This is a genomic window from Lentzea sp. NBRC 105346 (genome assembly GCF_030269605.1).
Lineage (GTDB): Bacteria > Actinomycetota > Actinomycetes > Mycobacteriales > Pseudonocardiaceae > Lentzea.
Genome location: NZ_BSTQ01000003.1, coordinates 222,605 through 237,324, shown reverse-complemented (window position 1 = coordinate 237,324; position 14,720 = coordinate 222,605). Strand labels below are relative to the sequence as shown.

Annotated in this window: 8 protein-coding genes and 1 pseudogene; 4 read left to right on the top strand and 5 right to left on the bottom strand. The window is 68.4% G+C overall.

Going from position 1 to position 14,720, the window contains the following annotated elements; genetic code table 11:
* Positions 1–75 precede the first annotated feature (75 nt).
* From QSK35_RS08560 to QSK35_RS08550, 3 genes are read left to right on the top strand one after another with little or no spacing between them, the layout of a single operon-like run.
* Positions 76–1,923 carry a Xaa-Pro dipeptidyl-peptidase gene (locus tag QSK35_RS08560; protein WP_285743984.1) on the top strand — a complete coding sequence of 616 codons (1,848 nt, stop codon included), beginning with the start codon at positions 76–78 and terminating at the stop codon, positions 1,921–1,923.
* 31 nt (positions 1,924–1,954) lie between these two features.
* Positions 1,955–3,772, top strand: coding sequence for a DNA helicase RecQ (recQ, locus tag QSK35_RS08555; RefSeq protein WP_285743982.1), 1,818 nt, complete (start codon positions 1,955–1,957; stop codon positions 3,770–3,772).
* Complete coding sequence (locus QSK35_RS08550) at positions 3,772–5,001, top strand: protein NO VEIN domain-containing protein (RefSeq protein WP_285743980.1); 1,230 nt, start codon at positions 3,772–3,774, stop codon at positions 4,999–5,001. Before recQ ends, QSK35_RS08550 begins: the two co-directional genes overlap by 1 nt.
* 262 nt (positions 5,002–5,263) lie before the next feature.
* Here the strand turns inward: QSK35_RS08550 and QSK35_RS42820 are convergent.
* From QSK35_RS42820 to QSK35_RS08530, 4 genes and pseudogenes are all read right to left on the bottom strand, one after another.
* Positions 5,264–5,512 (bottom strand): annotated as a pseudogene (locus QSK35_RS42820) (hypothetical protein); the annotation flags it as partial.
* Positions 5,513–6,259: 747 nt separating this feature from the next.
* Complete coding sequence (locus QSK35_RS08540; RefSeq protein ID WP_285743978.1) at positions 6,260–8,296, bottom strand: NACHT domain-containing protein; 2,037 nt, start codon at positions 8,294–8,296, stop codon at positions 6,260–6,262.
* Between the two features lie 88 nt (positions 8,297–8,384).
* On the bottom strand, positions 8,385–9,971 hold the full coding sequence (locus QSK35_RS08535; protein ID WP_285743976.1) for a discoidin domain-containing protein: 1,587 nt from the start codon (positions 9,969–9,971) through the stop codon (positions 8,385–8,387).
* Positions 9,972–10,052: 81 nt separating this feature from the next.
* The gene (locus tag QSK35_RS08530; protein WP_285743975.1) at positions 10,053–11,258 is read right to left on the bottom strand and encodes a cytochrome P450; all 1,206 of its coding nucleotides are present in this window, start codon (positions 11,256–11,258) and stop codon (positions 10,053–10,055) included.
* A 104-nt stretch (positions 11,259–11,362) separates the two neighbouring features.
* Here QSK35_RS08530 and QSK35_RS08525 point away from each other — a divergent pair, with 104 nt between their 5' ends.
* The gene (locus tag QSK35_RS08525; RefSeq protein WP_285743973.1) at positions 11,363–13,516 is read left to right on the top strand and encodes an ATP-binding protein; all 2,154 of its coding nucleotides are present in this window, start codon (positions 11,363–11,365) and stop codon (positions 13,514–13,516) included.
* On the opposite strand, the gene QSK35_RS08520 is transcribed toward QSK35_RS08525, so the two are convergent.
* Positions 13,496–14,701 (bottom strand): cytochrome P450, encoded by a 1,206-nt coding sequence (locus tag QSK35_RS08520; protein WP_285743970.1) that lies wholly within the window; start codon positions 14,699–14,701, stop codon positions 13,496–13,498. The genes QSK35_RS08525 and QSK35_RS08520 overlap by 21 nt on opposite strands.
* Positions 14,702–14,720 lie beyond the last annotated feature (19 nt).

Sequence of the window (14,720 nt, the reverse complement as noted above, 5' to 3'; positions counted from 1 at the left end):
GTCTGTCTCTCGCGTTATGGGAATCCGACTTTCGGCCCTGATGGGTGAAAGATCGTCTCCGTAGCGTGAATTTCCATGAAGCGTCTTCGCGTTCTGCTGGCGTTGGTGGGCACCCTGCTGGTGATCCCGGTTCCCGTTTCGGCCGCCACACCGGCGTTCAAGCTGGCGAACGGCGTAACCCAGCCCATCCATTCGTTGGCTGACGCTGTGCGTGAGACGGTCTGGGTCGACACCGGTCTTGACCTGGACGGCGACGGCGCCGGTGACCGCGTGGCGGCGGACATCGTTCGGCCCGCCGTGTCCTCGAAGGTCCCGGTGATCATGGACGCGTCGCCGTACTACACGACGGCGGGCCGCGGCAACGAGGGCGAGAAGAAGACGTACGACTCGGCCGGTGTGCCGGTGAAGTTCCCGCTGTTCTACGACAACTACTTCGTGCCGCGCGGGTACGCGGTGGTGCTGGTCGACTTCGCGGGCACGTCGCGCTCCCGCGGCTGCGTGGACGTCGGCGGCAAGGCGGAGATCAGCTCGGGCACCGCGGTGATCGACTGGCTGAACGGCCGCCGGACCGGCTACTCGGCGGTGACCGGCGGCTCGGTTCGTTCGGCCTCGTGGTCGACCGGTGCGGTCGGCATGATCGGCAAGTCGTGGGACGGAACGGTCACCGAGGGTGTGGCCGCCACGGGCATCGCCGGTTTGAAGACGATCGTGCCCATCGCGGGCATCAGCTCCTGGTACGACTGGTTCCGCTCGGACGGCGTGGCGTTCCGCGGTTTCGGCACGCCGACCTCGCTGGGCTCCGGGTTCGAGAACTCCAACGCCCAGTCGCGGTGCGGCGCCGTGCGGCAGCAAATGACGTCCGGCGCGCCGGCGAACGGCGATTACACGCCGATGTGGCAGGAACGCGACTTCGTGCGCAAGGCTTCGAATGTCCGTGCGTCGGTGTTCGTCGTGCACGGGCAGCACGACCAGAACGTGAAGCCGCTGAACTACGGCCAGTTCCTGGCGGCGATTCCCGCTTCCGTGCCGCGCAAGGTCTGGTTGTCGCAGACCGCGCACGTCGACCCGTTCGACTTCCGGCGCGCGGAGTGGGTGAAGACGCTGAACCGCTGGTTCGACCGCTGGCTGCTGGACGTGCCGAACGGCATCGAGAACGAGCCCGCGCTCGACGTCGAGCGGTCGCCGGACGTGTGGGCGCGTTATGCCACGTGGCCGCCGGCGGGCACCGGACTGCAGACGTTCTATCCGTCGACTTCGGGGCTCGGAACCGTGGCCGGGTCCGGTACGGCTTCTTTCACGGACAACGGCAGTGGGACGCCTTCTAAGTGGGTTTCTAGTGCGGCCGGACGGGTGCAGTACGCGACCGCAGTGCTGGGGTCGGACCTGCGCATCGCCGGAACGTCCTCGATAACGGTGTCGGTGTCGTCGTCCACGCCGACCGCCCACCTGACGGCGCTGCTGGTGGACTACGGATCGGCTGTCACGCGGTCGGGTGAGGGCATCGAGACGTTGTCGACGGAGTCGTGCTGGGGCGAGAACCGTCCGGGTGACGACGCCTGCTACTTCGACACCCGAACGACGTCGGCTTCGGTGGACGCCCAGGTCGTCGCGCGCGGCTGGGCGGACCTGGCGAACTACGCGTCGTTGTCGCAGCCGCGGACGCTGGTGCCCGGCACCAGGTACTCGATGACGTTCCGCCTGTCGACCGCCGACCACATCGTTCCCGCCGGCCACCGCCTGGCGTTGATCATCGGCGGCACGGACTCATCGGCGATCAGTCGTCCGTCGCAGCTGCCTTCTCTTACAGTCGACCTGTCCGGCACGTCGGTCCGAATTCCGCTGGTAGGAGCCGGGATTGTCGGGTCGGCCGCGCCTGTGACCGCTTCGAGGGTGCCGGTGGAGGTCACGGGCACGCTCCGCTGATTGTCGGGGTCCGTCAGTACGATCCCGAGCCATGGACTTCGCAGACTCCGAAGACGCGTTGCGGCGCGTCTTCGGATACGACTCGTTCCGAGGCGAGCAGAAGGAGATCGTCGAGCACGTCATCGCCGGTGGTGACGCGCTGGTCCTGATGCCGACCGGCGGCGGAAAGTCGCTGTGCTACCAGGTCCCGTCCCTGGTGCGCCGCGGCACGGGCGTGGTCATCTCGCCCCTGATCGCCCTGATGCAGGACCAGGTCGACGCGCTGCGTGACCTGGGCGTGCGAGCCGGTTTCCTCAACTCGACGCAGTACCCGGACGAGCGAGCCCTGGTCGAGGCCGAGTACGTGGCGGGTGAGCTGGACCTGCTGTACCTGGCGCCGGAACGCCTGCGCTCGGAGTCCACCCTGCGCCTGCTCGACAAGGGCGAGATCGCCCTGTTCGCGATCGACGAGGCGCACTGCGTGTCGCAGTGGGGCCACGATTTCCGCCCGGACTACCTGTCGCTGGCCTCGCTGCACGAACAGTGGCCCTCGGTGCCGCGCATCGCCCTGACGGCCACGGCCACCGAGGCGACGCGCAAGGAGATCGCTTCCCGGTTGTCCCTGGAGTCCGGCCGCCACTTCGTGGCGTCGTTCGACCGGCCGAACATCCAGTACCGGATCGTGTCGAAGAAGGAGCCCAAGAAGCAGCTGCTGGAGTTGCTGCGCGGTGAGCACGCCGGTGACTCCGGGATCGTGTACTGCCTGTCCCGTGCGTCGACTGAGAAGTACGCGTCCTTCTTGGTGGAGAACGGGATTCCGGCTTTGCCGTACCACGCTGGGCTGGATTCGTCTGTGCGTTCTCGCAACCAGGCTCGGTTCCTGCGTGAGGATGGGCTGGTGATGGTTGCGACCATCGCTTTCGGGATGGGTATCGACAAGCCGGACGTCCGCTTTGTGGCTCACCTCGACCTGCCCAAGTCGGTCGAGGGGTACTACCAGGAGACGGGTCGCGCTGGGCGTGATGGGTTGCCGTCCACCGCTTGGTTGGCTTATGGGCTGCAGGATGTGGTGCAGCAGCGCAAGATGATCGAGTCTTCGGAGGGGGATCTCGCGCATCGCCGTCGGCAGTCTTTGCACCTCGATGCGATGCTCGCTCTGTGCGAGTCGGTGTCCTGCCGGCGGGCCCAGTTGCTCGGGTACTTCGGGGAGTCTGCTTCCTCTTGTGGGAACTGCGATACGTGTCTGATGCCGCCTGAGTCCTGGGATGGGACTGTTGTTGCCCAGAAGTTGTTGTCCACCGTGTGGCGGTTGAAGAACGAGCGGGGGCAGAAGTTCGGGGCTGGTCAGGCCATCGACATTCTGTTGGGGCGGAAGACGGCCAAGGTCATTCAGTTCGACCACGATTCGTTGTCCGTGTTCGGGATCGGGTCGGACCTCAACGAGAGTGAGTGGCGTGGGGTTGTCCGGCAGTTGCTGGCTCAGGGGTTGTTGGCTGTCGAGGGTGAGTATTCGACTCTTGTGCTGACCCCGGCTGCCTCGGATGTCTTGGGGCGCAAGCGTTCCGTTATGTTGCGCCGTGAGGTTCGGGCGGCTAAGGCTGCGTCTTCCTCTTCGTCGAAGAAGCCCAAGGCTGCTGTTGTGGAGCTTTCGCCTGAGGCCGAGCCGGTGTTCGAGCAGTTGCGGGCCTGGCGGGCGGCTGCGGCCCGGGAGCAGGGCGTGCCCGCGTACGTGATCTTCCACGATGCGACGTTGCGCGCGATCGCCACGTCGGCGCCGGGGTCGTTGGACGAGTTGGGGCAGGTCAGCGGGGTTGGTGAGAACAAGCTGGCCAAGTACGGCGAACAGATCCTCGAGGTGCTGGCCGGCTGATGCATGCGTTCGATGGGGGCCGCGAGCTGCTGGCCCAGTACACGGTGGTGGCGGACGGCGGTCAGCTCGCGCTGATCATGGAGAGCTTCTCCGGCATTCACGGCTCAAGACCGGCAACGAATCCGGACTACCGCAAGGCGTTGACCGTGCTGCTCACCCGGCTGCGGGATCGCAATGCGGTGATCACCGAGGGGTTTGTCGACTCCGATCATGCGATCAACAAGCTGAAGCTGACATCGGCGCAGCGCGCGTTGCTCACCGAGCCATTGCGGCTCGTCGACCACGGCGACATGGACCGCCTGCGCAAGCAGATCGGCGAGCGGGCAGGGCGAGTCGGGCAGCAGCCGGGTGCACCGAAGGCGAGCAACGCCACCAAGAAGATCCGGCTGCGGCTGGAGGTGCCCGGCTACGGGCCGCAGGACGCCAAGCGCCTCGAGGACGATCTTGCCGGCCGCGCGGATCTCGGGCTCGCCGAGGCGCTCCGCCGCCGAGACCCGGCCGCGGTCGCGGACCGGCTGCGCCCGATCGTCGGGCCTGAAGCCTCGCGGCTGGGGCTCGGCGTACTTGAGATCACCGCGCACGCCGACGAGGTGCACGTTCGGCCTGATGCGCGCTACTCGCTCGCGTACCTGGTGCGCTCACAGGTCGCGTTGGAGGTCAGGCAGGACGGCGCGGCCATCAGGTCGTGGACGTACGCCGGCGACCTGGTGGATGCAGACCTCCTGCGCGATCTCACTGATGCGATGGTCTTCCTGGCCGACCTGTGCGGCGACGAGAGGTCCGATGTGGACAGCCCACTGGAGTCCAGCCTGAGCCGGGAGGTCGCCGAGTCGCGCCGGAGGGTGCCGCCGGACCCGGTCGTGAACCGGGCCATCGAGGTGCGAGCCGAGGACGTTGCAGCGGAGAAGCTGGAAAAACTCGGCTATCAGGTCGAACGCGTAGGTGCGCTCAAGCTCGGCTACGACCTGGACTGCGTGCACACCGAGCTCAAGGACCTGCACGTGGAGGTCAAGGGAACCCGCACCGCGCGGGAACACGTGACACTGACTAGGCAAGAGGTGGATCATCCCGAGACCTGCGAAGCCGAGCATGCGCTCTTCGTGGTGTCTCGGATCGAGGTGGACTACGTGAACAAGAGCGCTACGGGTGGGGACTTGCGCGAGTACCGGCCGTGGCAGGCCGAGGAGGAACATCTCACGCCGACGGAGTACCGGTACCAACTGCCATAGCTGTGTTGCTGATGTACCCGAAAGTGCAGAACACCGATAAACCGGCGACCTGGGGCGGAGCGGCGAAATTGTCAGACCCCCGCGGTACGCTTTGAGCGCATAAGGAAGCGCGCGGGGGCAAGCGGCGGACTACGTACGAAACGGCAGCCGACCCTGGGGTCAGTCAGTCCGAGTGGGCTGCGGCGGCGAGGCCTCGAGACGACCGGTCCGAAGTGGTCTGCGGCGGCGGAGCCTCGGCGCGTGAGGCTCCGCCGCCGCAGGCTCAGCCGACCTTCTCGATCCGCGCCCGGCGGATGAGGAACTTGCGGGGCTCGCGGACCTGTTCGAAGGCCGCGTTGTTGAGCAGCGCACAGCTGCCGGAGACGCCGGTCACGGACACCGTGGTGGACTTGTTGTTGTCCAGGTTGGTGATCCGGAGCTTGGTCCCGGCCGGGAACTGGTTGCTGGACGCCGCGGGTGCACCGCCCTCGCCGGAGAGCGTCACCGTGGACCCCGCGCACACGACTTGGCCGCCGGCGGGGGAACTCTGGGGAACTGGGGGAGCAGCAGGCTTCCCGGAGACGAGCTCGACCCGGTTGCGCCGGATCAGGTTCTTGCCGGGTTCGCGGACCTGCTCCATGGCCGCGGAATTCAACAGGGCACAGCTGCCGGAGACGCCGGTCACGGGCACTGTCGTGGACTTGTTGTTGTCGAGGTTGGTGATGCGCAACGTCGTCCCGACGGGAAACTGGTTGCTGGTGACGCCGGGAGCGCCACCGTCAGCTGAGAACGTCAGGGCCTGACCCTGACAAACCTCCCGACCCGAAGCGGCCGGAGCAGCGGGAGCTGCGGGAGCAGCCGCAGGACCCGAGACCTTCTCCACCCGGTTGCGACGGATGACGTTCTTGCCAGGCTCACGGACCTGGTCCATCGCCGCGGCATTCAGCAACGCACAGCTGCCGGACACGCCGACGACCGGCACGGTGGTGGACTTGTTGTTGTCGAGGTTGGTGATCCGGAGCTGGGTGCCGACCGGGAACTGGTTGCTGGTCACCCCTGGCGCACCGCCCTCGGCCGAGAACGTCAGGTTCTGGCCCTCGCAGACAGCCGACGAGGAGCCGGCGAGCGCGAAAGTGGTGCCGCCACCGAGGATGACCAGCGTGAACAAACCCGCCGGTATGGCCCAGCCCTTGGGTAGTCTCATCCACTCACTTCCCTTCGTCTCTTCATGTCAGGCCGTACGGCCTGCGACGAAGGTCGGTTCAAAACCAGGGGCAAATCAGGAACGGCGGCGCACTTCACCCGACAGGGCGATCGGGTCGCACGAAGCCAGGTGGTCGCGCAGCACGGAGTGCGGGAACCGGTACTCACCGTCCACATGAGACAGTAGCAACCGGTCGGACGCCAGGTGCAGCAAAGCCCTGCGCCGCAAGGACAACTCACCCACCACGAGCGGCCGTGACAGCAGCTCGGCCGAGAACTCGGCCAACGAATCGAACGGCCAGACATAGTCGCGAGCCGCAGTAGGAGTGATCATCAACCCGGCCAGCAGGCCCAAAGAAGGAGCCAGCCAACCGTCCAAACGAGGCAGACCGACCAGGCAGGCGAGACCGAACAGGGGCACCAGCGGCTGCACCCACCAAGGCCGCGTCACAACAAAGCGCGCGTGCTGAGCGGGCAGCACGGAATCCCAAACCCGGCCGGCGGCCGCACAGAACACGCCACCGAAGATCCCGACGACCAACCCGACGCACAGCCCGGTCAACACCGAAGGCCCGGTCCAGATCATCGCGACACCGGGGATCGCGGTGATCAGGAACGCCCAAGGCAGGGGCGCCTGCCCCTGAACCATGCCCAACGCCAGCACGAACGTCACGACCAGCACGACCGACAAGGACACAAGTGGTGGCCACCCGACGGTCAAACCAGCCAGCCACAACCCGAGGGCCACGGCCAGGCCGCCACCGACCAAACCGCCGAGAAACCCGACGAAACACACCACGACACCGTGCGCCCGACCGGGCGGCCGGAACACGTGCGGCAGCGGCATCACCCAGGCGGCCAGCCCACACGAAGCGACCGCACAAACAGCCCCAGGAACAACCCCGAACCGCAGACCGACCAGAGCAGACACCGCGGCAACAGCACCGGCCAGCGCCGCAGGCACACCACGCACGAAAAGCAGCCACAACGGACGGGTAGGAACCAGGCCGATCCACGCCCGACGGTGGGGCAACCGAGCAGGCGCAGCCAGATCAGGCCGTTTCAAACGAGCCAAGAACTTCAAAGCCCGAATCGTCGGACCGGCCGCACGCTGGCCGGCCAGCCGCTCGACGATGTAGCCGGCAACGGGGTCGGAAGGGAAGTCAGCCTCACGGTCGCGGTACGTCAGCGCTACCAGGTTGAGCATCAACGGCGTGGTCAGCGTGTCCCAGTGCGCGGGCTCCTTGTCCAAAGCGGTCTGCAGGCCGTCCAAACGCGGCGACACGGCGGCGATGTACTCCTGCAGCTGGCCGCGGGTCAGCGGCTGCACGTACACCGGCACGAACTCGGCGACCGGACGCGACGAGCACAGGACCGACGTGTAGGGCGCGAGGTCGTACTCGCACTGGGCGCGGTCGGCCGGAGTGACCTCGTCGAGACCGTCGACCAGCACCACCAGCCGCTTGCGCCGCAGCCAGATCGTGCCCGCGGAGCGGCTGATCCCGTAACGCCTGGTCAGCTCGCGTTGCAGCCACGCGCCGAACTCCATGGGGCCGCGCGTGTCGTACGCCGACCAGGTAGCCAGATCGACGACGACCGGGACCGGGGCCTCCGGGTCGTAGCGGGCGCGCTTGATCAAGCGCAGGCACAGGTCGAGCATCAACGTCGTGCGGCCGCTGCCCGGTGAGCCGAGTAGCACGATCGGCTGATCTATGCGGTTGAAGACCGACTCGAGGTCGTCGGTGTCGAGTTCCTCGCCCGCCACGCGCACGGAGACGCGGGGCTGGCGGGCCAGTGCGAGTTTGATGCGGCTCTGCGTCGCCAACGAAGCGTGCAGGCGGGCTCGTACGCGAGATTCCACTCGATCGAGTGCTGCTGAACGGCTGCTGGTTTCACCCCCGCGGACGCGTTCCCATACGAGCAGGCCCACCGCAAAAAAGGAGAGGCCGACCGCGGCGGGCCATAGCCAGTCGCGCATCGAGCCGAGATATTCGGGGGCCGCGGCGCCCGTGCTCATCTTGATCGCTGCTGGGAGCAGGAGAAGCAGCACGACGACGCATATCCCGACCAATACGGTGATACGCGCGGTCCTGCTGATTCGGTCCCACTCCATGATCACCTCCGTGACCTCGGCAAACGACGGTAGCCGCGATTACCGAGGCACGGAAGTGACGCGCCGAGCGCAGACGATCACATGTCGATCAGATCCGCTGCCAGAGTGACGCCGCGTTCGGCGGCTCCCACGTGACGATCGACGTGTGCGCCTGCAGGCACTGGTAGTTGAGGCCGCCGTAGGACACCTTCGTGCCCACGGAATAGGCAACACCCGGCGCCCACGCCGGATACTGTCCCGGTGGCTGACCCGGCGAGGTGGTCGGCGGCTGACCGGGTGACGTGGTTGTCGTCGTGCCGCCACAACCGCCGTAGACCTCGAACTCCCAGAACGAGAAGCCGTACACGGTCGCCCGGTTGATGCCGTTGAACCGCACATAACGAGCGTTGCCGACGACCGCGAGGTCCTCGACTCCGCCGTTGCCCGCGAACGTCGAGTAGGCGTCACGCCAGCTGCTTCCGTTGTCGGACAGCTGGATCGAGTACGCCCGGCCGTACGCGGCCTCCCAGTTGATCCGCACCCGCGTGACCGGCTGCACCGAGCCCAGGTCGACCTGCCACCAGTTCGGCTCGTTGTGCGCGCTGGACCAGCGGGTGGACGGGTTGCCGTCGACCGCGAACGCCGCGGCCTGGTTGCCGCTCTCGATGCTCGACGCCTGCACCGGCTTGTTCCGCGAGACCAGCGGGCCGCACGTCGGCGGGGGAGTCGTGGTGGTTGGAGGCACGCCACCGCCGCGTGTCCACACACCCACGTAGTCCACGACCATGGGAATTCCGGGCACGATGCCGGGGCCTGGGGTCTTCGTGCCGGAGTAGTTGTCGGGGAACTCGCCGCCGATGGCGACGTTCAGGATGATGAAGTAGCCCGCGTGGCCGGTCATCTGGTTCCACGTGTCCGCGGGCAGCTGGTTCTGGTTGACCTGGTGGAACAGCTGGCCGTCGACGTACCACCGGAACTGCTGCGGGCTGACCGAGGCGTCCCACTCGAACCGGTAGGTGTGGAACGTGCTCTGGCACGACCCGTTGGGGCACGGCCGGCTGTTCGCGATGCCGTTCTTCTCGTTGCACGGCCCGCCGGGCGCGACGCCGCAGTGCAGCACGCCCCACACGCGGTCGACGCCGTTGACGTTCTCCATGATGTCGAACTCACCCACACCGGGCCAGTTCCACCAGTTCCCGCGGTAGGGCGAGCCGAGCGCCCAGAACGCGGGCCAGTAGCCGAGCGCGCCGGCGCCGGTGACGTTCGGCATCTGGATGCGGGCCTCCATGCGCATCACGCCGCCGGGCGGTGCCTTGAAGTCCTGCTTGTTGGTCTCGATGCGCGCGGACGTCCAGTTGCCCGCACCGTCTCTGCGCGGCGTGATGCGCAGGTTGCCGCCGCCGTCGAGGCTGACGTTGGCCGGGTTGTTGGTGTGCGCCGCGATCTCGCCGGTGCCCCAGTTGGGCGGGCCGCCGGGATAGCTGTGGCCGAGGCTGAACCGCCAGTTGCCGCCGTTGGGCAACTGGCCCGCGCCGCCGGTGAAATCGTCGCCGAACACCTGGGTCCACCCCGGTGGTGTCGGCGGGATCGCCGCCTCGGCGTCGGGGTGCACCGCCACGAGCACCCCGCACGCCAACGCGGCCGTCGCCGCCAGCGAGATCGAGAGACGGGTCCGGACTCGTCGAGTGAGCGTCATTGCTACCCTCCAGACGAGCGCTGTGGGAGCGCTCTCACGTCTGGATAGCGGGTCGCCCACAACCTGTCAACCACTCACGTTTCAGCAGGTGATCACGGGTAGAGCGGTCAGTCCGCGCAGGATCGGGTCGGCCCGCCACACCGGAACCGGTTCCGCGTCGTCGTGCCGCAGCTTGGGGAACCTGCGGACGATCGCGCTGATGGCGATCTGCGCCTCCATCTGTGCGAGGTGGCGGCCGATGCAGAAGTGGATGCCGCCGCCGAACGAGAGCACGCCGCCGATCGGGCGGGTCAGGTCGAGCTCCTCGGGCGCGAAGAACTGCTGGGGGTCGCGGTTGGCCGCGCCGATCACCGCGTACACGAGCTCGCCCGGCTGCAGTTCCACACCGCCGATCACCACGGACTCGCTGACGATCTCCGGGGTGAGGAACGGCACCGGCCCCTCGAACCGCAGGAGCTCGACGGCCGCCCGCTCGATCAGCCACGGGTCGTCGCGCAGCATCCGGAGCTGCCTGGGATGCCGCAGCAACGTGTGGATGGCGTTGGTGATGTAGTGCGTCGTCGTCTCCGTGCCGGCGATGATCAGGATGAGCACGGTCAGCGTGATCTCGTCGGCGGTGAGGGGCGCCTCGACGAGCCGCGACAGCAGGTCCTCACGTGGTGACCTGCGCACTTCGGCGATGCGCCCCTCGAGGTAGACGGTGAACTCCTCGGTGGCGGCCGCGGCGGTCGTCGCGGCGCCCGCCGGGTCGTCGGTCGGCAGGCACTGCCCGATGATCGGCGTGATCCGGGTGACCAGCTCCTTGATCATCGGCAGGTCTTCCTGCGGCAGGCCGCAGAGCTCCATGATCACCCACGTCGGGATTTGATACCCGTAGTCCTCCAGCAGCTCGCCGCGGCGCGCGTCCTGCAGGCGGTCGAGCAGGTGCTGGACCCGTCGCTGGATCCGCAGCCGCAGTCCCTCCGCCACGTCGCGGTTGAACGCTTGCGCCACGACGGAGCGCAACCGCGTGTGCCGCGGCGGGTTCGAGAACGGCATCGACGTGGCGAGCCTGCGTTCGAACGCCTGCAGGGACGTGCGTACGTCCGCCGGTACCCGGCCGAGCAGCATGTCGCCGGCCGGCGGGCGCATGATCTTCGGATGGTTCATCACCCGCTGCACGTCCGCGTGCCGAGTGAACATCCAGCCGTTCAACGCCTCGGAGAAGTGCACGGGCGCCCGCTCTCGCAGCGCGCGGTATGTGGGATAGGGGTCCTGGACGAAGGCCGGATCCTGCGGGTTGAACATGCCGGAGATGCTGCGGCGGCGGGCCGGACCCCGGCAGTCGTTCGTTTTGACCAAAGTGACGGACGGCCGTCCTGACCTCGGATGATCTGCAGTACCGTCACGCCATGTCCGTCTCCACCGGCCGATGCGCCGCGTGCGGCGCTGTGCTCACCGGTGCGCGCCGGGCCAAGTACTGCTCACCGAAGTGTCGCCAGCGCGCCTATCGCGACCGCGCCCGGCCCGCCACCGTGCGCGTGAGCGCCGACAGCTTCGTCGGCCGGGACGGCGACCTGGCCGCGCTCACCAGGATGGTGCGCGAGCACCGGCTCGTCACGCTCACCGGACCGGCGGGCTGCGGCAAGACCCGGCTGGCCACCGAGGTCGCGGCCGGGTTCAGCCCGGAACACGGCACGTGGTTCGTCGACCTCGCCGAGATCAACGACGGTGACCTGGTGCCCGCGGTCATCGCGCGCACGATCGGCGTTCCGCTCGTCGCGCTGCAGTCACGGGAGTTGTTGCTCCTGCTGGACAACTGCGAGCACGTCATCGCCGCATGTGCGTCCATTGTGGACCGTCTGGTGCGGGAATGTCCCCGGCTGACCGTGCTGGCCACGAGCCGCGAGGCGCTGCGGGTGCCGGGGGAGCGGACCTACCCGCTGTCCGGACTGGACACCACCGCGGCCGTTCGCCTGTTCACCGATCGGGCGAAAGCGGCCGACCCGCGGTTCGAACCGGCCGCGGGCGTCGCCGAGCTCTGCACCCGGCTCGACGGCCTGCCGCTCGCGATCGAGCTGGCCGCGCCGTGGGTGCGGCTGTTGCCGGTGCAGGACGTCCTCGCCCGGCTGGACGATCTGCTCACCACCGGATACCGCACCGCGAGCCCGCGGCACCGCAGCCTGAGCGCCGCGGTCGGGTGGAGCTACGACCTGCTGTCCGCCGACGGGCAGGCGGCGTTCCGCGCGTTGTCGGTGCTCGCCGGGCCGTTCCCGCTGGAGATGGCCGACGCCGTGTGCGGACGGCCGGCGTTGCACCTGCTCGACGAGCTGGCCGCGAAGTCGTTGCTGCACACCGAACCCGGCCGCTATCGGATGCTGGAGTCCATCCGCGCGCACGGCCGGGAGCTGGGGACCGGCGACGCCGGTGAGCGGCTGGCCGCGTGGGTGCACGACCAGCTCGCACCGCACGCCGAACGGTTCTCCGCGCCCCCTGCCGTCCTGCGCGCGCTCGACGGGCACTGGCAGAGCGTGCGGGTCGCGCTCGACTGGGCCATCGAGCACAACGATCCGCGGCAGGAACTGATCGCCTACGCCCTCGCCACGAGCTGGGTGGCCCGAGGGAACCTCGAAGAGGCGCGCCGGGTGCTGACCCGTGCGCCACAACGAGGACAGGTGCTCGCTGAGCTGTCCGGCGTCGCCGGGGCGCTGGGCGACTACGACACGGCCCTCGCGGCCGCCGACGCCGTGCGCACCGAGGCGCCCGGTCTGCGGGCCGCCGCGCTGCACGGACGCGGCGCGGCGCTGCGGTTCCTCGGGCGCGTCGACGAGGCTCGCGAGGCCTATGGCCAGGCGCTCGAGATCCTGCGGGCACACGACGAACCGGTCGCGCTGGGGACCGTGCTGAACAACTCCGCCTGGGCCGAGATCGAATGGGGTGACCGGGCGGCCGCGGTGGCGTTGCTGGACGAGGGCCTTGCCGTGCTGCGTGATCAGGACGTGCCGCGCAAGCTCGCCGTCATGCTGCACACCGCGGGCACGCTGGCTCTGGAACGCGGTGACGACGATGCGGCACAGGCGCTGTTCGCCGAGTCGCTGGAGCTCGACCGCACCAACCCGAACCAGGTCCCGTACTCGATCGAGGGGCTGGCGCTCGTCGCGGCGCGGCGTGGTCACGATGCCTGGGCGGCCCGGCTCGCCGCCAGCGCCGCCGGTATCCGCGAGCGGGCCGGGCAGGTGAACGAGCCAGGGTGGCAGCAACAGCTGGATGCCGCGCTGGACGCCGAGCTGATCGCGTCGGCGCGCCCGGTTCCGCTGGCGGACGCGGCGGAGTTCGCGTTGGCGGGGCCGGTCCGGCCGCGGCCGGACGGTGTGCTGAGCGAGCAGGAGATGACCGTGGTCGCGCTGGTCGCCGACGGGCTGACCAACCGGCAGATCGCCCGTCGGTTGGGCAACTCGCCGGCGACCGTCGCGGCTCACCTGCGGCAGGCGCGGGACAAGCTGGGGGTGCGGTCCCGAGCGCAGCTGGCCGTGTGGTTCGTCAGGTCAGCAGGTGATCACGGGTAGGGCGGCCAGTCCGCGTAGCACCGGGTCGGCCCGCCACACCGGAACCGGCTCCGCGTCGTCGTGGCGCAGCTTGGGGAACCGCCGCACGATCCCGCCGATCGCGATCTGTGCCTCCATCCGTGCGAGATGGCGGCCGATGCAGAAGTGGATGCCGCCGCCGAACGACAGCACACTGCCCAGCGGCCGGGCGAGGTCGAGCCCCTCGGGGTTGGTGAACCGCTCCGGATCGCGGTTGGCCGCGCCGATCACCGGGTAGACGAGCGCGCCCGGTTCCAGTTGCTGCCCGCCGATCTCGATCGGGTCGCGGACGACCTGGGGCGTCGCGAACGGCACCGGTCCCTCGAAGCGCAGCAGCTCGTCGGCTGCGGTCTCGAGCAGTCCGGGCTCGTCGTACAGCCGTTCCAGCTGGTCGGGGTGTTGCAGCAACGTGTGGATGGCGTTGGTGATGTAGTGGGTCGTCGTCTCCGTGCCCGCGATGAGCAGGACGAGGACGGTCAGCGTCAGGTCGTCCGGGGACAGCGGCGCGTCGGCGAGTCGGGTCAACAGGTCGTCGCGCGGCGTCTTGCGGACTTCGGCGACGTGCTTCTCGACGTACGCGCTGAACCGGTCCATCGCCGCGGCCGCGGTCCGGGTGACGCCGACGGGATCCTCCGACGGCAGAGCCTGCCCGAGGATTGGCGTCATGCCGGTGACGAGCTCCTTGACCAGCGACAGGTCCTCCTGCGGCAGGCCGCACAGCTCCATGATCACCCACGTCGGGATCTGGTAGCCGTAGTCCTCCAGCAGTTCGCCGCGACCGGCCTCCTCCAGCTTGTCCAGCAGCTCGTCGACCCGGCGTTCGATCCGCGACCGCAGTGCCTCCGACACGTCCCGGTCAAACGCTTGCGCCACGGCCGACCGCAGCCGCGTATGCTCCGGCGGGTTGAGGATCGGCAGCATCGAACCGAGCCGCCGTTCGAACACCCGCAGCTCGGCTCGCACGTCTTCCGGGAGCCGGCTGAACAGGATGTCGCCCACCGGCGGACGGATGATCTTCGGGTGGTTCAGCACCTTCTGGACGTCGGCGTGCCGGGTGAACAGCCAGCCGTTCAGCGCTTCCGAGAAGTAGACGGGAGAGCGCTCTCGTAACGTGCGGTACACCGGGTAAGGGTCCTGCACGAAATCGGGATCTTGCGGATTGAACATGCGCCCGATGCTGAGCGGC

Excerpts from the sequence above, each read along its gene's own strand:
- QSK35_RS08560 (WP_285743984.1), top strand. The coding sequence starts at position 76 with ATGAAGCGTCTTCGCGTTCTGCTGGCGTTGGTGGGCACCCTGCTGGTG.
- recQ (WP_285743982.1), top strand. The coding sequence starts at position 1,955 with ATGGACTTCGCAGACTCCGAAGACGCGTTGCGGCGCGTCTTCGGATAC.
- QSK35_RS08550 (WP_285743980.1), top strand. The coding sequence starts at position 3,772 with ATGCATGCGTTCGATGGGGGCCGCGAGCTGCTGGCCCAGTACACGGTG.
- QSK35_RS08540 (WP_285743978.1), bottom strand. The coding sequence starts at position 8,296 with ATGGAGTGGGACCGAATCAGCAGGACCGCGCGTATCACCGTATTGGTC.
- QSK35_RS08535 (WP_285743976.1), bottom strand. The coding sequence starts at position 9,971 with ATGACGCTCACTCGACGAGTCCGGACCCGTCTCTCGATCTCGCTGGCG.
- QSK35_RS08530 (WP_285743975.1), bottom strand. The coding sequence starts at position 11,258 with ATGTTCAACCCGCAGGATCCGGCCTTCGTCCAGGACCCCTATCCCACA.
- QSK35_RS08525 (WP_285743973.1), top strand. The coding sequence starts at position 11,363 with ATGTCCGTCTCCACCGGCCGATGCGCCGCGTGCGGCGCTGTGCTCACC.
- QSK35_RS08520 (WP_285743970.1), bottom strand. The coding sequence starts at position 14,701 with ATGTTCAATCCGCAAGATCCCGATTTCGTGCAGGACCCTTACCCGGTG.